Genomic DNA, 18,983 nt, shown 5'->3' on the forward strand with positions numbered 1-18,983 from the left:
CGTGAGTGGTAAGGCGGGTTCTAACCCGCCTTACCACTCACGACGGGCCGGGTGGTCGAGGCGTCACCCGAAGCGGGGTCGCGTGCTCCCTGACCGGGGGCTACCGCGCGCCTTCCGGCACCGCCGGTGCTCCACTGTCGACCATGATCAGGACACCCCGCAGGATCCTCGCCGCTCTGGCCCTCAGTGTCGCCCTCGCCGGACTCGCCCCCGCGCTCGCCGCCCCGGCCGGCGCCGCGCCGCTCTCCTCGGCCACCGAGGCGGGCAAGGGGAAGGTGAAGGTCGACGGCAAACTGGCCAAGGACCACGTCAAGGTGAACGAAAAGGTCGACCTCAAGGGCACCCTCAAGGTCCTCGACGCGGCCCGCACCGAAGGATCCGTCGAGACCGTCGTCGTCCAGCAGCTGCAGGCCGGGGCCTGGGTGAACCTCGCCGACACCACCTGCCGGCCGAACGGGGGCTTCTCCTTCACCCTCGGCTTCAGCCTGAGCGCCACCGTCTCGCTGCGGCTCTACCACCCCGAGACCACGCTCTACGCCGCCGCCTACTCGGCGAGCACCCTCACCCTGCGCGTCGGCTGAGCCTCGTCCCCACCGGTCCTCACGACCGCGAGAACGCCGTCCGCATCCACTGCACCGCCAGGCAGACCATCGCGACGAACGCGATGATCATGCCGATCCCCGGGCCGCCGCCCGCGGAGCCCGAGGCGTGGGACGACTGCTGGGACCAGATCGCCAGCAGCCCGTCCACCGAGGCGAACCAGCCGCCCGCCGCGCAGACCCAGGACAGCCACCAGCGGCGCGTCACCAGGGCCAGCGCCGAGGCCAGGATGCCGACGCCCGTCGACGTCGCGGCGAACAGCTGCGGGATCCCGCCGCCCTCGCCGGCCAGGACGCGCCAGCCCGCGTGGTCGCCGACCCACGGCAGGATCTGGCAGATCAGCAGCACGAACGTGAACACCGCGATGGTGAACCCGCGGCGGCCCAGCTCCACCGTCCGCGACGCCCGCGCGCCCGCTTCGTCGATCTCGGCGGCCAGCTCGGCCAGCTCGCCGTTGCCCCGCGGCTCGGTCACAGCGCACACCCACTCACCGGTTCGGGCCGGGCCGCCGGGGCACCGAAGCCCGGCAGGCCCAGCGTCACACCGCTCGTCTTCGGCCGCAGCCCGGCCTCCGCGTTGTCGCCCGCCCGCGTCCGCCGGTGGGACAGCAGGTCACCGTCGGCCACCAGGTGGTGCGGCGCGCCGTAGGTGACGACCGTCTCGACGACGTCACCCGGGCGGACCGCGCGATCCACCTGCGCGCCGCTCGGCGTGAAGTGGACCAGCCGCCCGTCGCGGGCGCGGCCGCTCATCCGGTGCGTCTCGGCGTCCTTGCGGCCCTCGCCCTCGGCGACGAGCAGCTCGACGCGGCGGCCGACGATCTTCTTGTTCTCGTCCCAGGAGATCGCGTTCTGCAGCTCGACCAGCCGTTCGTAGCGCTCCTGCACGACCTCCTTCGGCAGCTGGCCGTCCATCGTCGCGGCCGGCGTGCCGGGGCGCTTCGAGTACTGGAAGGTGAACGCGCTGGAGAAGCGGGCCTGCTCGACGACGTCCAGGGTCGCCTGGAAGTCCTCCTCGGTCTCACCGGGGAAGCCGACGATGATGTCGGTGGTGATCGCCGCGTCCGGCATGACCGCGCGGACCTCGTCGAGGATCTTCAGGAACCGCGCCGAGCGGTAGGACCGCTTCATCTCGCGCAGCACCCGGTCGGACCCGGACTGCAGCGGCATGTGCAGCTGGTGGCAGACGTTCGGTGTCGCGGCCATGGCGTCGATGACGTCGGAGGTGAACGCGGCCGGGTGCGGCGAGGTGAACCGGACGCGCTCGAGGCCGTCGATGGTGCCGCAGGCGCGCAGCAGCTTGCCGAACGCCAGCCGGTCGCCGAATTCGACGCCGTAGGAGTTCACGTTCTGGCCGAGCAGCGTGACTTCGAGCACGCCCTCGGCGACGAGCGCCTCGACCTCGGCGAGGATCTCGCCGGGCCGCCGGTCGCGTTCCTTGCCGCGCAGCGCCGGGACGATGCAGAAGGTGCAGGTGTTGTTGCACCCGACCGAAACGGACACCCAGCTCGCGTAGGACGACTCGCGGCGCGCGGGCAGCGTCGAGGGGAAGGTCTCGAGCGACTCGAGGATCTCGACCTCGGCCTCGGCGTTGTGCCGGGCGCGCTCCAGCAGCGTGGGCAGCGACCCGAGGTTGTGCGTCCCGAAGACGACGTCCACCCACGGCGCCCGCTTGACGATGTCCCCGCGGTCCTTCTGCGCGAGACACCCGCCGACGGCGATCTGCAGGTCGGGGTTCGCGACCTTGTCGGGCCGCAGGTGCCCGAGGGTGCCGTACAGCTTGTTGTCGGCGTTCTCCCGCACGGCGCAGGTGTTGAACACGATGAGGTCGGGCTTGCTCCCGGCGCTCACCGGGACGTACCCGGCGTCCTCGAGCTGCCCGGCGAGGCGCTCGGAGTCGTGCACGTTCATCTGGCAGCCGAAGGTGCGGATCTGGTACGCCCTGGGTGCCTGGTTCTCGGTCATCGTCCTTCAGGGTAACCCGGCTGCCACCTGCTGCTCTCCGGTGCCCTTTGCTCGTGCCGTCATCGGACTCGCGGAACGGCGAGCACCCGACCGGGCACGAGATCCCGCGATTGCGGTCACGCCACCGGTCGTCAACGTAGAGTTGACGTGGATTTCGACAGTACTCCGCCGATCCGGCCGCCGGTCAGCGGTCTTCACGGTCCACTGCCCTGTGCAGGAAAACCACCGCACCGCCGAAGCTCGAAAGCCCGGCGAGGATCGCAGCCGGCAGGTTCCCGCCGGCCAGGTAGGTGAGAACGCCGACCGTCAGACCACAGACAAGGGCAAGCAACAGGACGACAGCCTGACGGACGGTGACAACGGGCGGAGGAACGGGCTTGCGAGGCATGGGCCACTCCGGATCACGGGACGCAGGCCCCGGCGGGGGCGGCGCGTCGTTGATCTGGTTCATAGGTACGACTGTCGCGAAATGTCGCAGAAAATTCTGCGCGCAGACAGCGGGGCCCGCACCTATAAGACACGCAATCCAGGCAACAACGACGGGAGATCGCCGGTTGTGATCACAGGTCTCCGGGCGGAGGAAGAATGACCCACGAGAAAGATCCACCTGACAACTCAAGACACGCCGCATCGGAACCAGGACTTCCGGACACTCCACGCAGACGGATCGAACTGAGGACGATCATCGGAGCCGCCCTGCCGACTCGCAACGCACTTTCGTACGACCATAGCCCTGACCAGGGCTTACACCACGACATAGTCCTCTTCGAAGCCCTGCAAGCCGAGATCGAGAAAGAGGCGTTCGAAGGATTCCTCTGGTTGCAGACCGCCGACCAGCTCGCTCGGTACGGTCTCGGCGTCATCAAGGCATGGGTGGACAGCGGGAGCATCTACAAGAAGCTCACGGAGATCGGCCGCAGTGTCACCCCTCTCCTGGTTCCGTTCACCCATGAGGAACGTGACGACCTCACCAAGGACGTGGTCATCGCCGGCTTGAAACAGTTCCAGAAGGTGGTGTTGATCGAACGAGCGTGGGATCCCTCTCGCGGCGCAGGGCTGGCTACCTACTTCATCCGCTTGTGCCTGGGAGCCTTCTCTAACATCTACCGATCCTACGACCGGAAGCGTCGAAAACGCATCGGAACGGAGGTTCTCAGCGGGGATCTTGACGCATTCCTGCGCACCGTTCCCTCCGCCGAGCACATCGGCACCGCCAGGATGGCTCTGCTGGAGGCGATCGAACGCGTACCGCCGGGGGCGGACAGGGCGATCATTGTTCTGACGGCGATCGGTTACTCGGACTCCGAAATCGCCGAGCTCTTCGGAGACATCCAACTGCACATGACCAAAAGCGGCGTGCGTTCGAAACGGTTGCATGCGCGACGCAGGTGGTTCGCGAGGATCAAGCGGGAAGGGGAACATGATGCCTGATCCAGCAGAGCCCGACTTCACGTTGCCGCCCCCACCAGTGGATCTCGTACGCCGGTCGTCGATGGGATCGGCGGGGGCGCAGTCCCTGGCCGACAGAGCCACCCCGCAAGCTGTCGCCAGCGTGCTGAGCGGGATCGCTGGAGAAACAAGCGATTCGACCGGCTTCGAAGCTCGCGATTATCGGACTCCCGAGCATCTGCCGCGTCCGGGCGGGCGGCTCACCAAGGAGGACCTCGACCCGCTCGTGAAGGACGCCGGCAGCGGGAACCCGGCCGCCATCCACTCGCTGCTCCAGATGATCGAGCCGGTGGTGGTCCGCTACTGCCGGGCCCGCATGGGCGGCCGCGACCTCTCCGACCTGTCGGCCGACGACGTCGCCCAGGAAGTCTGCCTCGCCGTCCTCAAGGCGCTGCCCGACTACCAGGACCGCGGCGGCTCCTTCCTCTACCTCGTCCACGCGATCGCCGCCAACAAGGTCGCCGACGCCTACCGCGCCGTCGCCCGTGACCGCTCCGAGCCCGTCCCCGAGCTCCCGGAGCGCCCGCTCCTGACCGGCAACGAGCCCGAAAGCCACGCCCTGCACCTGGACCTCGGCGCCCGGCTCGGCAAGTTGCTCGCGTCCCTGCCGCGGGTGCAGCAGGAGATCCTGACCCTGCGCATCGCCGTCGGCTTCTCGGCGACCGAGACCGCCGAAGCGCTCGGGATCTCCCCGGGCAACGTCCGCGTGACGCAGCACCGGGCCCTGACCCGGCTGCGCGGCATGATCCGCGACGAAGAGTTCTGAACTCCAGCGAGCCGCCCTTACGAGGGAGAAATACCAGCATTTTACCCGCCCCGGCTGACATCGGATGGGCCACACGGGCCGCCCGTCCTGCGCTGAAGCGCCCGGGTGCCGGAGCGGGTGAGGCCGTTCGGTTGCGGACAGTTCCGACCGGTCGGCCGCTCTTCCCGGTTGACCCTTGCCATTTCCGGCGCCGGTTTGCAAAGTTGGAATCAATTCATTCACTCCTCATCGGAGGTTGATTGTGAAGGTTCTCGTCTTTTTGTGCGCCGTTGTTTTCGGCTTGGGTGCCGCGCCGGCTGTGGCGTCAGCGGGTCAATCCACCTTGGAATGCACGACCTGGCAGTACAACACCGACCCCAACATGCCCATCTACAAACTGCCCGGCAACACCCAGATCGGCTCGACCACCGGCGGCCCCGGGATCGTGAACGTCGACAACTCTTCCGGCGACTGGCGGCACGGGAACTTCTACTGGATCGACGGCAACGGCGGGGCGAACTGGTACGACACCGGGTGGATCCACCTCAGCCACGTGCACTACGTCCGCTGCTGGTGACCCGAGCCGCTCAGTCCCCGTACCTGCACCCGGCCGCCGTCAGGGAACCGTCGGGCTGCACCTGGTAGGCGGTGCACGTCGCCGTGGCGGGGCCGGCCGACACGAGCAGGACGTCGAGGCCGACCAGGCGCCACACGTAGAGCGTGCCGATCCGGAACACGTACGGCGCACCCTGGTCGGGATCGGGAACGCAGGGGGCGGACATGTGCACCGTACTGGCGGGCCAGCGGTTCTCGACCGCGCTCGCGCAGCTCGTCGTGGTCGCGGCCTGGGCCGGGGGCGCGGCCAGGCCGCACCAGGTGACGAGCCCCAGCGAAACGACTGCCGTGAACCGCCGCATTCTCATTCTTCCGACGGTATCCCGGCCGGGACCGGCCCGAAATGGGACATCCGGGCGACCGGAATGACACACGGTGAATATGTCAGCTTTTTGTCCCGAATACCGGCCTACTTCACGGCACCGGCCGCCCAGGCCGCCAATTCCGTGCGCACCGCCGTCAGCTGGGCCGCGGTCGGCGCGGTCGACGGCTCCGCGATCAACGCGTAGTGCAGCCCCGGCGTCGCCGCCAGCTGCACCCGGTCGCCCGCCCGCGTCACCGACACGTCCGTCACGACCGTCGGCGTCATCCCCGCCGGGACGTGCAGCTCGGTCGGCGCACCCGAAGCCGTTCCCTGCCAGACCAGAACGCCGTAGCGCCCGGCGCCCGTCAACGCGGCCGTCGCCGGAAGAGCCGACGGGATCTGGTTCCACGTCAGCGTCTGGCTGCCGTCGCGGGAGCGGTCCTCGTACGTGAACGCCAGCGTGTGGCCCGCCACCGCGGCCGGGTACAGGCGGTCGAGCAGCCGGACGTCCTGGCGCAGCTGCACCGTTGCGTCGTCCGCCGTCCGCGCCGACGAGAAGTCCTCGCCGTTCCACGCGTCGCCGTCCGTTTTCACCTTGTCCGGGTTGTCGTTCATCAGCTCGTGGTGGCGGCCGCTGTAGATGTCCCACTGCCACTGGGTCGCCGACAGCACCGGGCCCGAGTCCGCCGGCCGGCGCCACCAGTTCGCGCCGGACACCCGCGAATCCAGGGCCTGGTACATCGCCTTGTCCACCGTCGGGGCCTTGTCCGAGGTGTAGCCCGTCAGCGGGTGGCCGAACTCGGTGACGATCGCCGCCGTGCCCAGGGCCGCCGCGCGGTCGCGGACCGTGGCGAAGTTCGCGCTGTACTGGCCGTCGCCCGCCTTGCCCGGCATGAACACGCCGGATTGCGCCAGCTGGTCGTAGAAGTGTGTGTTGAACACGTACCGCGGACCCAGCACGCCGGTGTCCTGGAAGCCGCCGGGGTGCAGCTGGAAGGAGATGTTGGCGTTCCAGAACATGTTCGGCTCGACGAACGCCGGCTTGTCCTGCCAGCCCGCCGAATCCATCGCGGCGCGGAAGCGCTGGAAGAACGGCCACAGCACGTTCTGCTCCCATGCCTTGCTGTCCTGCCCGGAGTCGTACCGCCCGGCGAACGGCTCGTTGTACGGGTCCATCCCGGCGATGCCGGCGAACTGGGCGGCACTCAGGTTCGTCCGCAGGTACGTCATCGTCTGCACGGCCTGGCCGACGAACTCGTCCTGGACGCCGCGGGCGTTGTGCCAGAAGTCCTTCGTGGCGTCCTGGACGGCGCCGTTCTGGGTGATGTTCTGCCCCCAGTGGGCGCAGATGCCGCAGCTCTCCGCCGGGTAGCCGCCGAGGTCGACGACCCACTTGGGCGCGCCGTCGCCGGTGTACCAGCTGCCGCGGTTGAACAGGTAGCGGGAGAACAGGTCCTGGTGGAAGTCGGGCAGGACCGCGAAACCCTCGTCCAGGAACGCCTTCAGCTGGTCCGTCAGCGCCGCCAGGTACGGCGTGTTCACCGGCCCGCGCACGGGCTGCGTCCCGGCCCACGCGATCGGGAACCGCACCGCGTTCGCGCCGGTGAGCGCCCGCATCGCCTGCGCGGAGCGGCGCGCGTCGGCCGCGTTCGCGAACGGCAGGAAACCGCTTTCCGCCAGCTTCGTCTCCCCCGAAACGTTGAAACCGCGCAACACCACCTCCCGGCCGTACTCGTCGACGAACGCCGAGCCCCGCACGGTCAGCCGGTGCTGCGGGACGTCCTCGGCGACGGCGGAGGCGACGACGCCGGAGGTCATCGCCACGGCGGTGAGCAAAGCCACGAGCATGCGCATGATGGCGGCCCCAAACATGAAGGAGTTTCGCAAAAGTTAGCGACCCATCCCGCGGCCGTCAAGAGCCGGAAGGCGCAGATCAGGCCGCCTTCCGGAGCCATTGCTGGTTGGCCACGGTCGTGCACGGGTACTGCTTGACGGCCGCGCTGTCCGCCGTCGAGCCGGAAACGACGTCCAGGCACTTGCCGCTGTGCCGGGCCACCCACCGGACGTACCCGCCGCCGGCGGCCTGCGCCTGCCACTGCTGGTTCGCCCCGCCGTTGCACGTCCACTGCACCGCCGCCGCGCCGTCCGCCGCCGAAGCGTCCGCGATGTCGAGGCACTTGCCGCTGTGGCGGGCGATCAGGTTCACGTAGCCGTTGCCGAGGTCGAGCTCGCTCCACTGCTGGTTCCAGCCGCCGTTGCAGGTGTACTGCTTCAGCTGCACGCCGTCGTCCCGCCCGGAACCCGGGATGTCGGCGCACTTTCCGCTGTGGCGCGCCACCAGCGTCTCGTACGCGCTGCCCGTGCCGGACCCGGTGACGACGCCGGTCGCCGCGTCGATGTCCACCTTCGGGTACCAGTTCATCGCAACCGTGGTGGCACCGGGGAAGGACAGCGGCAGCCAGACGTACCGGGACTCGTTGACCGGACGGTTCCACGCACCGGCCCAGCGGTCGCCCAGGAACAGGTACGACGTCGCCTGGGAGCCCTGCAGGGGCAGCACGTACGCCGCCTGGCTGCCGTACCCCGTCGAGTCCCCGAGGTTCGCCAGCCCGCTCCACGTTCCCGTGACGCTGGTGGCCGTGGCGTACTTCTGCTGGTTCGGCTGCCAGCCCGTGGCGGCCGAGGTGACCATGAAGTAGACGCCGTTTCGCTTGAACATCGCCGGCGCCTCGCGGTATGAGCCCGGCCACAGGGTCTGCACCAGCGCGCCGATGCCGGTGTAGTCGGCGGTGAGGCGGTAGACGTTCAGGTCGGCGTTCTCGCGGGCCGCGGAGGCCAGGTACGCGGTTCCGTCGTCGTCCTTGAACAGCGTGAGGTCGCGCGACATGTGGACGCCGAGCGGGCGGAAGCTGCCGCGGTAGCCGTACGTTCCGTCCACTGTGGACGAAGTGGCCACGGCCGCGCGCGCTTCGGCGTAGTCGTCGCCGTTCTCCTTGTGCATCCACATCACGTACTGCCCGGTCGAGCTGTTGTAGATGACCTTCGGCCGCTCGATCTTGGCGCGGCCCAGTTCCGCCGCCGACGACTGCGTCAGGACGTCCCTGCGGTACTCCCACGTCTTCAGGTCGGCCGAGCGGTAGACCGAGACCGCCTTGAAGGTGTCGTCGGCGTTGCGGTTCTCGCCGAACCAGTAGTAGTACGCGCCCACCTTGAGCACCCCGCCGCCGTGGGCGTGCACCAGGGCGCCGGAGGTGTCGGTGAACTGGCTCCCGTTGGTCACCGTCACCGGCGCCGCGGCCGCGACGGGCGCGCCGAGCACCAGGGTGAGGAGCAGGAGCAGGGACAGCACCACGCCACGTCGTCGTAGCACGATGACTCCTTCCGCGCGTCTGTTAGCGCTAACAGAACGGCCGGAAGTCTAGTGACACCGGCCGCCGGGCGGCAGGGCCGAACGTCGGGCGGCACGCGCGCAACGGCCGATTGACCACCTCGGGCCGGGCCGATATGTTAGCGCTCACTTCGCGCCTTCCCCGCACGATCGGCACCCCCATTGGAGAGCCGGTATGCCCGTTCGACTCGCGGCGACGACACCGTCGTCGCACCTCGCCCGGCGGCACCGGCCGCTGACCGCGCTGGTCACCGCGCTCGCCCGGGCGAGGGCGCGCCTCGTCAAGTAACGGCGTTCGGGTGGGTGAATTGGGCCGGTCGGCCGAACCGGATCCCGGTTCCCGCCGTATCCCCGCAGACGAGGAGCCGACGACACGGAGGGACGACGACGTGGCGCGCGAAGGAACACTCATCGGTGAGCGGTACCGCCTGCTCGGGCCCGCGGGCACCGCCGCAGGCGTCTGGCGAGCGCGGGACGAACGGCTCGACCGGCTGGTCGCACTGCGGCCGCTGTTCGACGAGCCGGCGATCCCCTCGCCGCGGACCCCCGTCTGCGACGTCGTCGACGAGGACAGCACGACCTACCTGGTGCTCGAATACCCGGCCTCGCGCACCCTGGCCGAACTGCTCGAGGAGTACGGTGTGCTGCCGCCCGAGCTCGTCGCCCGGCTCGGGACCCGGCTGGCGTCGGTGCTGGCGACGGCGCACGACGACGGCGTGCTGCACCCCGCCGTCGACCCGCACCGCGTGCTGATCACCCCCGACGGCCACACCGAGCTCGCGGCGCACACCCCCGCGCCCGGCGGCGAGTCCTACCTCGCTCCCGAAGTGGCCGACGGCGGGTTCCCCGACTTCCCGGCCGAGGTGTTCTCCCTCGGCGCCACCCTGTACGCCGCGCTCGAAGGACATCCGCCGGGCACCTCGGCGTTCGCCCGGACCGGGAGCACCGGCAGCCCGGTCACCGAGGCCGTGCTGCGGCTGCTGCACCCCGACCCGGCGGCCCGGCCCACCATGGCGGCGGCCGAACACCTGCTCCGCAGCGTCGCGCCCCGCCGTCCGGTGGCACGGCCGGACGACGGGGCGGGCGACTACCGCTGCGTGTAGACGAACCCGAGCTTGTCGACCTCGTCGCCGGTCCGCCCGTGGAAGCCGGCGATCTGCCAGCCGGCGGGTGCCGTCCGGGTCACGCAGTCCGCCGTCGTCGCGCCGCCGGCGAGCACGTGCCCGAGGTTGGTGGTGAACCGGGCCGAAAAGATCCGCGTCGTGCCGCTGTACTTGCCCTGGCACAGGGTCACCGTCGTGACGTACTCGCCGCTGCCGAGCGTGAGCGAGGCCGCCGTTCCGCCGGTGCCGCCGTGGGTCAGCGTGGTGCCGTCCTCCAAGGTCACCCCGACCTGGTCGACGCGGGACCCGCCACGCAGCGAGAACGTCCGCACCCGGGCGGCCGCGGGCACGGCGGGGACGTCGGTGAAGTAGTCGCCGTGCGGGCCGCCGTACTGCTCGGACAGCTGCAGCGCCGGGTTGCGCGTCCAGCCGAAGCGCACCGTGATCGGGTCGTGGTCGGACAGCATCTTGCCCGCGCTGTCGAGGAACTTGGCGTGCTCGTTGTTGTAGAGCGTCGCGTCGAGCGACACGAGCTTGCTGCCGCGGTAGAGCACCTTGTCGACGACCTCGCAGTCGTTGGTGACCGCCTGCTCGTCGCACACCAGCGCCGGGCTGCCCGGGGCCGGCGCGACGCCGCCGCGCACGAGCTTCACCCACGCGTCGGTCAGGCCGTTGTCCGCGGCGAACCCGGCGATCGTGTCGGCGGCGCGGGTGTAGCGCGTGTTGGTGTCGCCCATGACGACGACGGCGTTGCCCGCCGAGTGCGTCCGGATGAACGCGGTCAGCTGCGCCAGGTTCGACGCGCGCGAAGCCTCGTCGCCGTCGTTCGTCCCGGCGTTGGTGTGGGCGTTGTAGAAGTCGACGTACACGCCTTCGGCCAGCCGCACCCGCATGAAGGTGAAACCCTTCGGGGTCAGGCAGTCCCCGGAGTCGAGCTGGCAGGACGTCCAGCGGACGCGCTCGAAGTCGTCGGCGTCGTAGGGCAGCGACGACAGCGTGTTCAGGCCGCTGCCGATCCCGGCGCCGCCGCTGGTCGGCGTGCGGTACGGGTGCAGGTCGGCGGCGTAGAGCTTGGCGTGGTAGTTGAAGTCCTCTTCGACGTGCACGACGTCGTAGGGGCCGAGGCGCTGCCCGATCGCGGTCGTCGCCGGGTCACGCGGGGTCGGCGCGCTCGAAATCCCCTCGGGCAGGCCGGCGACGTTGTAGCTCAGCACCGAGAAGCTGCCGCCGTCGGCGGCCTGCGCGGCCGCCGGACTGACCACTGTGGACACTGCGACGGCGAAGAGCAGTGCGGTCAGGCGTTTCTTCACGAGAACTCCCGCTGGATTCGGACGGACAGACCGGTGGACGTGTACCGCGGAACCACCCGGTACCCCGGGCGGTCGACCTGGATGGCGGCGAACCGGCCGCGCAGCCGCCGCGCGCACAGCACCTCGACCTCGGCGGCCGGGCACGAACCGGGCGACCGGATCTCCAGGACGCTGCCGCGCTCGAGCGTGGCCTCGCCGCGGACGGACAGCGCCGAGCCGGCCGTGACGGACAGCGTGCCGCCGGTCTGCCGGTAGCCGCCCACCCGGGCGCCGGACACGCGCAGCACGCCCCCGGCGAGGGCGACGTCGCCGCGGCCCAGCGCTTCCGGCGCCGCCGCGACCAGCGTGCCCGCCTCGACGCGGGTGCCGCCGCGGTAGCTGTTCGCGCCGGTGAGCGTCAGCGTCCCGGTACCCGCCTTGACGAGTCCGCCGTCGCCGCCGATGTCGTTGCGCCAGCTGTCGTTCGCGCCGAACCCGCCGCGGGCGGCGTCCATCGTGACGCGCACGCACGCGTCGAACGCGCCGAAGCCGTCGGCCGCGGCGAAGAGGTTCAGCCGCCCCCACAGCTCGGGGCCGTCGAGCAGCGGGTGCCCGGCCGGGAACGCCGTCGTGCGCAGGACTTCCCGCCGCTGCGCCGCGTCGAGGTACGGCAGGCGCGTCTCGAGCAGCACCTCGGCGCCCTTGGGGACGCGCATCGCGGCGCGCGGGCCCCGGTCCGGCAGGCCGTAGGTCGCCCGGCGGGCGATCATCGCGGCGTTGGCCCGGCGGTCGCCGTATTCGTCGGCGCCGGTGTGCGCCCGGGCGAACAGCGTGTCGGCGGTCGTGCCGGTCTGCGCGGTGAAGTACTCCAGCGCCTGCTCGCGGGCGCCTGCCTTGAGCGCGGCGTTCTCCGGGTCGGCGAGCGTGGCGGCGGTGAGGGCGGTGGCCAGGATCCGGCCGCCGATCACGTCCACCGGGGAGTGCATCCCGGCGACGATCCGCGTGTCGGCGAGGTCGTAGGCCCGCGCCACCAGTTCCTGGAACCGTTCGGGGACCGCGTAGGCGAGCGCGAGGCAGGCGAGGTGGAACGCGTTCGTGTGGCCGCTGGGAAAGCCGCCGTCTTCGGCCGGGGTCGTGCTGCGCTGGCGCAGCAGCTGCGGCGTGACGACCACGTCGGAGCGGTAGACCGGGAAGCCGAGCGCGTCGACCCGGCCGGTGTCCTCGACCCGGCTGTCGGCGGTCATCCGCCACGGCCGCGGGTACTGGTAGGCGGCCTTGCTCGGGTTGCCCGAGGCCCAGGTGCCGCGGACGGTGTCGACGAGCGTGGCCACCAGGCCGAGCGCCGAGTCGTGCGCACCGGCGCCGAGCGCCGAGCCCGCCGGGGCGTTCGCCGGGACCGCGTCGTCGATCTTCGCCGGGGGCGTGCCGTCGGGGGCGGAGGTGATGCTCGTGACCGCCTTGGCGCCGCTGCGGTAGAGATCGGCGAGGGGGCCGAGGCCGCCGATGGCCGCGTAGGACTGGTGCTGGCGGTCGTAGACGAAGGAGCGCTTGGCTTCGGCGGCGGTCCGGTTGCGCGTGACGGCGACGCAGTGCCGGACGTTCGCGCGCAGCACGGCCGCGTCGAGCACGACCCCACTGTCCCAAGTGGACCCGGTGCGCCAGAGCCGCTGCATCCCGCTCAGGATCCGCACCGCCGCGTTGGTTTCCGCGGTGTGGTTGGCCGGGGTGTTGGTGCGGTAGGAGTCGACGAACGCCGTCGTCGCCTCCGCCCAGGCGGGCACGCTCAGCACGGTGGGCAGGACGGCGACGGCGGGGACGAGCGCGGACAGGCGCAGGAAGGCCCGCCGGTCCAAGGGCGCGAGGCTCAATGGGTTCTCCTGGGAAGGCACGCGGGAAAAATGCGCGCGGGGAATCGCTGCGGGAATGATCAGCGCCGGGCCGATCCGGGTCAAGCAGCGTCCGGAGTAATTCGCCCGGCAGTAACCTGATCTTCGGTGAAGCTCGTGCGAATTCGACGAATTCACTCGATCCGGACTTCGACGGCCGGGCTGTACGCGAGCCGTCCGTGGGCGGCCACGCGGACCAGCACCCACCAGTGTGCGCCCGGCCGCGCGCGATGACTCGCCCGGACGGTGATCGGCACCGTGGTCTTCCCGCCGGCGGCGAGCCGGAACGGCTGCAGCCGCGGGCCGATCGTCACCTCGGTGCCCCAGGTGCCGAACGGGCTGATCGCCGCCACCCCGCCCCGGATTCCGCTCTGGGCCAGGTTTTCCAGCGAAACCGGCAGTTCGGCGCATCCGCCCGGGTGCACGACGACCGCTCCCGCGAGGCCGACCGCGACGAGGTCGTCGCGGGCCGGAGGGGGCCCGACGAGGAGCTCGGCCGTGTCTTCCAGGAGCTGCCCGCGGTCGTCGGTGATCCGGGCGGCGAGCAGGTACCGGCCGGGCGGTTCCGGCCCTCGCACGTCGACCGTGGTTTCCACGTGTTCCCCCGGCTGCAGGTCGTATTCGAGGTCCGGCGCCCGCTCGGTGCGCCACCCCGGCGGCAGGTCCAGCTCGACACGCCCGCGGGCCGCGCGTCCGCTGCAGGCGACCGTGACGTCGAGCCGGGCGCGTCCCTCGCGCAGCCTCGGCCGGACCGGCGTAACGTGCACGCTCACGGGCAGGTTGCCGGCCGGCGCCGGGCCTTCGTTGTGCAGCCAGTACCGCGTGGGGACCGGCTGGACGGGCTCGGTGGTGACGGCCGAGCCGGTGCCCAACCGGGTGACCGGTTCCAGGCGCAGGGTCGCCACGTCCGCGGCGGCCAGCTCGACGCGCGCGCGGCCGCCGTCGATTTCGACCGGCTCGCCCTTCTCCTCGAGGAGATCGGTGCGCCAGGCCGAGCGGATCCCGCCGTGCAGCGAGATGGCCGCGGTGGCCGGCGAACCGGTCGATTCGTACAGCCGCACCGTGATCGCGTCCGGGGGCGGGACCACCGCACCCGAGGCCAGGGGGTTGCCCGCGGGTTTCGCCGCCGTCAGCACGACTTCCGGCGGTTCGACGGCGAGCAGGCTCAGCTCCGGCGGCAGCGTTCCCGCGGTGGCCGGCACCTGGCGGGCCCGAAGCGGGTGCGCGGTTTCCTGGGCGGCACGCGGGAAACCGGCGTCCCGCCAGTCCCCTTCCCCGGCGACGATCGCGAGGTCGAACGCGTGGGTCCAGTGCTGCCAGGCGAAACTCGAGCCGTCGGGCGCGGTCCGGCGGTCGCCGTCGATCCAGACGCCGCTGGGCCAGCCGCTGCACGATCGCATCAGCGACACGTGCAGCGTGCCGCCCGGATCGACGACGAACCCGGGCGTGCCCTGGTTGACGACCGCGACCGAGTAGCTGTCGGCCGGTTCCGCGGTCCCGGGCAGCCCGTGAGGCACCCGCACGTCGAGAGTGGCAGTCTCGCGGAGCTCGGCGACGGCGGCCTTGACGTCGTCGAGGATCACCACCGGCAGGTCCCGCGGTCCCCGGAGGTCGGCGTCGGGCACCCAGGCTTCCCGCCGGGTCCGCGTCGCCGGGACGAACACCCGGCCGTGGCGGTTCAGGGCGTCCCGGTAGCCGGGCTCGGCGGAGGCGAGGACTTCGCCGGCGTACGGGTTGTCCGCGCCGAGCACGATCCGGACGTCGGGCAGGTTGGAGTCGGCGTCGAGCGCGCCGTAGCGCGGGCCGCCGGGGCGGGTGCAGGTGGCCGTGACGCCCTTCGCGGCCAGCGCTGCCACCAGGGCCCGGACCTCGAGCCCGGTCGCGAGTGGCTCGACCACCTCGGCGACGCCGATGGCGTGCGCGGTCCGGGTGCCGTCGTCGTGGCGGAGCGCGACGCGGGCGGTCGCCGACAGCCCGGCCCAGGTGTGCGCCGGGGTGTCCAGCGTCCACAGATGTTCGGCCGCGTCGACGTCGGGGAAGCCGAACGACCGGCCGATCGCGCCGAACCCGACCTCGGCCACCGGCAGGGCGCCCGGGACGGCGAAGTCGAACCGGGCACGCAGGAGCCGGTCCCGCCCCAGCGAACCGTCGGCTTCGGTCCGGATGTCCACTTCGGACACCCCGCGCCACAGCGTCGTGCGCTGGGTGATCCGCAGTTCGTCCAGCGTGGTGGTCGCGACGAGCCGCTCCCCCAGCGGGCTGGTCTCGACGACGACCTCCGCCGCGCCCGGGCCGTGGCCGGGCCCCTTCGGCAGCAGGTGCCACGGGCCCTCGCCCCAGACGGGGTGCTCGGCGTGCTCGTCCTGGACCACCAGCCCGGCGGCGAGCCCGCCGTCCCGCAGCAGTTCCCGGCCGCTCCGCCGATCCTGGACGCGCTTGAGCGCACCCCCGCGCGCCGGGTCGGCTTCGACCGCGAAGGCGTCGTTCTCGATCGTGGGCGGGCCCGGCCGGGGCGTCCAGCCGGGCGGCACGGTGTCCGCGTCGAGGACCCGGTGGACGCGGTAGCCCAGCGCGGGCACCGCAGTCGCGAGGAAGGTCAGCGTGATCTCCTTCAGGGAGCCGTCGGGGTGGCGCACGACCGCGTCGGTGACGGCGGGGACCGGACGGCCGTCCGGATCGACCACCCGCGCACCCGGGCCCCCGGGGGTCACGGTCACCGTCGTGATCGCGTCGCGGGGCCAGGACAGCGTGTTGAGCACGAAGACGGGGACGCCGTCGCCGGTCGTGTCGGCGTGCCGGGCCAGCTCGGTGATCGCGCCGTCCAGGACCTCGCCGCCGCGGTCGGCCGCTTCGCGCCAGCCGGTGAGCAGGTCCAGGTAGACCTGGTCGGACTCGGTGCCGGTGATCGCGTCGTGGTGGGCGCCGTAGACCAGCTGCCGCCAGGCCTTGTCGAGGGCCTCGTGGGGGTAGGGCGCGCCGAGCAGGGTGGCGAGGGTCGCCGCGCGCTCGCCGTCGAGCACCGCCACCTCCGCCGCGCGCTGGGCCTGCTTGGTGTCGATGTAGGAGACGTCCTTGCCGGTGTACACCGGGTTCATGTCCCGGGTCTGCACGCTGATCGCCGTCCCCCGCGCCGCCGCGTCCGCGCGGACCGCGGCGAAGAAGTCCCGGGGCAGGCCGACGACGAACCGCGGCCAGGCGTACCGGGCGTTCCAGGTGCGGTGGATCCCGGTGCAGAACCGCGACGGGATGTTGTGGTCGTGCCCGACCGGCAGCAGCACGTTGCGCGTGGCGGCCACCTGCCGCAGCGTGCCGAACTGCCGGTATGCCTCCTCCATCGCCTCTTCGAGGGTGTCCTGGCGCTCGATGCCCCACCCGGCGACGTAGTGGTCGGCCATGTAGGCGGTCAGCAGGCCCCGCCCGCTCGGCGAGAGCCATTCGAACTCCGACGGGAACTGCATCCGGCCGATGTCGCCGGTGTGCCGCTTCGCCCCGACGTGGTGCCACGGCCCGCGCGCCCAGGCACTCGACTCCAGACCGGCGTCGGCCATCAGCCCGGGGTAGGCCGGGTCGTGGCCGAACACGTCGAGCATCCACGCCGAGCGCGGGTCGCCGCCGAGGACGTCCCGCTGGTAGCCGACGCCGTAGACGGCGTTGCGGATGGTCGATTCCGGGTGCGTCAGGTTGGTGTTGGCCTCGTTGTAGTTGCCGCCCACCAGCTCGATCCGGCCGTCGCGGAGGAACCGCGCGAGGTCGCGGCGGTCCTGCGGGAAGGTGTCCCAGTGCGGTTTGAGGTAGTCGACCTCGGCCAGCACGAACCGGTAGTCCTCGTCGTCGCGGGCGGCTTCGAGGTGGGCGCGCACGAGGTCGAACGCCGACCGCTGGAAGGTCATCCGCTTTTCCTGCGCCAGCGGCAGGTCCAGCCAGGTGTCGGTGAAGCCGGCCTGGGTGTTCCACCACACCGGGTCGTAGTGGAAGTGCGACACCATCCACATGGTCCAGCCGGTCTCCGCGACGACGAGGTCCGCCGCCGCCGTGACGCGCTGCCCGGGCGACTCCGCAACCACGGTGACCCGGTGTTCCGAGCCTTCCGGCGCCTGGAAGACCACGCCGACCTCGACGGTCACGCCGTCCGGGTGAACGTCGGCGAGGACCGGCTCCGGTGTGGACACCCGCTTGCCTTCGACGCGGACCCGCACCGGGCCCCGCGGCCCGCTCAGCGTCACCCTGACGACCTGGCGGGCCGCGGCGGCCGAGCCGATGAACAGATCGGTGCCCCGCACGGCCGTGATGCGCACGCTGCTCCCTACTTGGCGTTGGCGAGGGCGTTCTTGGCGTCGCTGAAGAACTGGGTCACGCCGGCCGCGATCGACACCTTGCCGAACGCGACCTGCTTGGCCGCCGAATCGAGCGCGGTCTTGACGTCGCCGTAGCCCGGCGGCGCGGTGGGCGCGGTCGGCAGGCCGTCCTTGGCGACCTGCGCGGCCACGTACTCGCCGAACTCCATGTCCGCCTTCTCGGGGGCGGTGGCGGTGGGGGCGAGGAGGTTCTTCGCCTTGTCCGACGGCGGCAGCCCGCGTTGCAGCTTCATGGTCTTGATGGCGTCGTCGTCGTTGAGGAAGAAGTCGATCAGCTTCGCCGCGCCTTCCGGGTTCCTGCTCTTCACCGGGATGCACAGCAGGACGCCGCCGGACAGCGCCTGGCCGGTCTTGCCGTTCGCGCGCGGCACGACGACCAGCTGGAGCTCGTGCTGGGTCAGCGGCTGCATCTGGGCCAGGCCCCAGCCGGTGGTCATCGCGATCTGCCCGGTGATGAACGGGTGGCTGCCGGTCGCCGCGTCGGTGTTGCTCAGCAGCGTCGGCGGGCAGACCGCGCCGGACTTGCGCAGCCCGTCCCAGAAGGTGAACCACTCGGTCAGGTCCGCCGGCCCGAACCCGAGGGTCTGGTCGGGGGTGTAGAGGTCCTTGCCGCGCTGGCGCAGCCACGGCTGCAGCGCGCCCGAGTCGTCCTTCGACGCGTCCAGCGCGCCGTACTTGTCCGGCCCCCACGCCTTCGAGATCTCGCCGGCGATGGTGCCGAAGTCCTGCCACGTCCAGTCGTTCGTCGGCGCGCTGATCTTGAGCTGGTCGAGGACGGTCTTGTCGTAGAGCACCGGGGCGTTGCCGGAGCCGGAGGGGACGCCGTAGGTTTTGCCCTTGACGGCGCCCGCCGTGCGCAGCGGCGCGTAGAGGGTGTCCAGCCCGATCGTGGCGGGGACGTAGGTGCCCAGGTCGGTGAGCACGTTCCGGCCGGCGTAGGTGCTGACGAGCGCGGTGTCCATCTGGAAGATGTCGGGCGGGTTGCCGCCGGCGAACTCGGTGTTCAGCTTGTCGAAGTACCCGTCGTAGCCGGAATACTGGGTGGTGACGGCGATCCCGGTCTTGTCGGTGAAGAGCTTGACCGCCTTCTGGTAGGCGTCGTTGCGGGCGTTGCCGCCCCACCAGCGGAAGGTCAGGGCGTTGGTCCCGCCGCCGGATCCGCTGCTGCTGGGCGGCGCGAAACCGCAGCCGGCGAGCGCGGCCGAGGCCACCCCCGCCCCGGCGATCCCGAGGAACCCCCTCCTGGACACCTGCTGGGCCATGGCGGTCTCACTTTCTGTCGGGT

Annotated in this window: 15 protein-coding genes; 5 read left to right on the forward strand and 10 right to left on the reverse strand. The window is 71.3% G+C overall.

Going from position 1 to position 18,983, the window contains the following annotated elements; translation table 11 throughout:
• Window positions 1-143: 143 nt before the first annotated feature.
• Entirely contained in the window at window positions 144-581 is a 438-nt protein-coding gene (locus ABZW17_RS16975; protein WP_354814284.1) for a hypothetical protein, read from the forward strand.
• A 19-nt stretch (window positions 582-600) separates the two neighbouring features.
• Here ABZW17_RS16975 and ABZW17_RS16980 read toward each other — a convergent pair whose 3' ends face one another.
• The 3 genes from ABZW17_RS16980 to ABZW17_RS16990 all read right to left on the reverse strand — a co-directional run bounded on the left by ABZW17_RS16980 (window position 601) and on the right by ABZW17_RS16990 (window position 3,015).
• Window positions 601-1,074 (reverse strand): hypothetical protein, encoded by a 474-nt coding sequence (locus tag ABZW17_RS16980; protein WP_354814286.1) that lies wholly within the window; start codon window positions 1,072-1,074, stop codon window positions 601-603.
• Window positions 1,071-2,564 (reverse strand): tRNA (N6-isopentenyl adenosine(37)-C2)-methylthiotransferase MiaB, encoded by a 1,494-nt coding sequence (gene miaB / locus ABZW17_RS16985; protein WP_354814288.1) that lies wholly within the window; start codon window positions 2,562-2,564, stop codon window positions 1,071-1,073. The genes ABZW17_RS16980 and miaB overlap by 4 nt, the downstream gene beginning before the upstream one ends.
• 184 nt (window positions 2,565-2,748) lie before the next feature.
• Complete coding sequence (locus ABZW17_RS16990; RefSeq protein ID WP_354814290.1) at window positions 2,749-3,015, reverse strand: hypothetical protein; 267 nt, start codon at window positions 3,013-3,015, stop codon at window positions 2,749-2,751.
• A gap of 134 nt (window positions 3,016-3,149) precedes the next feature.
• Between ABZW17_RS16990 and ABZW17_RS16995 the strand changes: the two genes are divergently transcribed.
• The 3 genes from ABZW17_RS16995 to ABZW17_RS17005 all read left to right on the forward strand — a co-directional run bounded on the left by ABZW17_RS16995 (window position 3,150) and on the right by ABZW17_RS17005 (window position 5,335).
• Window positions 3,150-3,995, forward strand: a complete 846-nt coding sequence (locus ABZW17_RS16995; RefSeq protein ID WP_354814292.1) for a hypothetical protein — start codon at window positions 3,150-3,152, stop codon at window positions 3,993-3,995.
• A gap of 196 nt (window positions 3,996-4,191) precedes the next feature.
• Entirely contained in the window at window positions 4,192-4,779 is a 588-nt protein-coding gene (gene shbA, locus ABZW17_RS17000) for an RNA polymerase sigma factor ShbA (RefSeq protein WP_354814573.1), read from the forward strand.
• Window positions 4,780-5,140: 361 nt separating this feature from the next.
• Window positions 5,141-5,335, forward strand: a complete 195-nt coding sequence (locus ABZW17_RS17005; protein WP_354814294.1) for a hypothetical protein — start codon at window positions 5,141-5,143, stop codon at window positions 5,333-5,335.
• A gap of 10 nt (window positions 5,336-5,345) precedes the next feature.
• Here the strand turns inward: ABZW17_RS17005 and ABZW17_RS17010 are convergent, their stop codons facing one another.
• From ABZW17_RS17010 to ABZW17_RS17020, 3 genes are all read right to left on the reverse strand, one after another.
• A complete protein-coding gene (locus tag ABZW17_RS17010) occupies window positions 5,346-5,681 on the reverse strand; it encodes a hypothetical protein (RefSeq protein WP_354814295.1) in 336 nt (111 codons plus the stop codon).
• A gap of 101 nt (window positions 5,682-5,782) precedes the next feature.
• Window positions 5,783-7,531 (reverse strand): cellulase family glycosylhydrolase, encoded by a 1,749-nt coding sequence (locus ABZW17_RS17015; RefSeq protein WP_354814297.1) that lies wholly within the window; start codon window positions 7,529-7,531, stop codon window positions 5,783-5,785.
• Window positions 7,532-7,610: 79 nt separating this feature from the next.
• Complete coding sequence (locus ABZW17_RS17020; RefSeq protein WP_354814299.1) at window positions 7,611-9,047, reverse strand: RICIN domain-containing protein; 1,437 nt, start codon at window positions 9,045-9,047, stop codon at window positions 7,611-7,613.
• A gap of 407 nt (window positions 9,048-9,454) precedes the next feature.
• Between ABZW17_RS17020 and ABZW17_RS17025 the strand changes: the two genes are divergently transcribed.
• A complete protein-coding gene (locus tag ABZW17_RS17025; RefSeq protein WP_354814301.1) occupies window positions 9,455-10,168 on the forward strand; it encodes a serine/threonine protein kinase in 714 nt (237 codons plus the stop codon).
• Here the strand turns inward: ABZW17_RS17025 and ABZW17_RS17030 are convergent.
• The 4 genes from ABZW17_RS17030 to ABZW17_RS17045 form a co-directional block, all read right to left on the reverse strand.
• The gene (locus ABZW17_RS17030; protein ID WP_354814303.1) at window positions 10,153-11,478 is read right to left on the reverse strand and encodes a jacalin-like lectin; all 1,326 of its coding nucleotides are present in this window, start codon (window positions 11,476-11,478) and stop codon (window positions 10,153-10,155) included. The two genes, ABZW17_RS17025 and ABZW17_RS17030, sit on opposite strands and share 16 nt — an antisense overlap.
• Window positions 11,475-13,325, reverse strand: coding sequence for a phosphatase PAP2 family protein (locus ABZW17_RS17035; protein ID WP_354814305.1), 1,851 nt, complete (start codon window positions 13,323-13,325; stop codon window positions 11,475-11,477). Before ABZW17_RS17035 ends, ABZW17_RS17030 begins: the two co-directional genes overlap by 4 nt.
• A 152-nt stretch (window positions 13,326-13,477) precedes the next feature.
• On the reverse strand, window positions 13,478-17,638 hold the full coding sequence (locus ABZW17_RS17040) for an NEW3 domain-containing protein (RefSeq protein WP_354814307.1): 4,161 nt from the start codon (window positions 17,636-17,638) through the stop codon (window positions 13,478-13,480).
• Window positions 17,639-17,646: 8 nt separating this feature from the next.
• Window positions 17,647-18,960: an extracellular solute-binding protein gene (locus ABZW17_RS17045; protein WP_354814309.1), complete on the reverse strand. Its 1,314-nt coding sequence runs from the start codon at window positions 18,958-18,960 to the stop codon at window positions 17,647-17,649.
• Window positions 18,961-18,983: the final 23 nt, after the last annotated feature.

The organism is Amycolatopsis sp. NPDC004625, assembly GCF_040609695.1.
Classification (GTDB): domain Bacteria; phylum Actinomycetota; class Actinomycetes; order Mycobacteriales; family Pseudonocardiaceae; genus Amycolatopsis.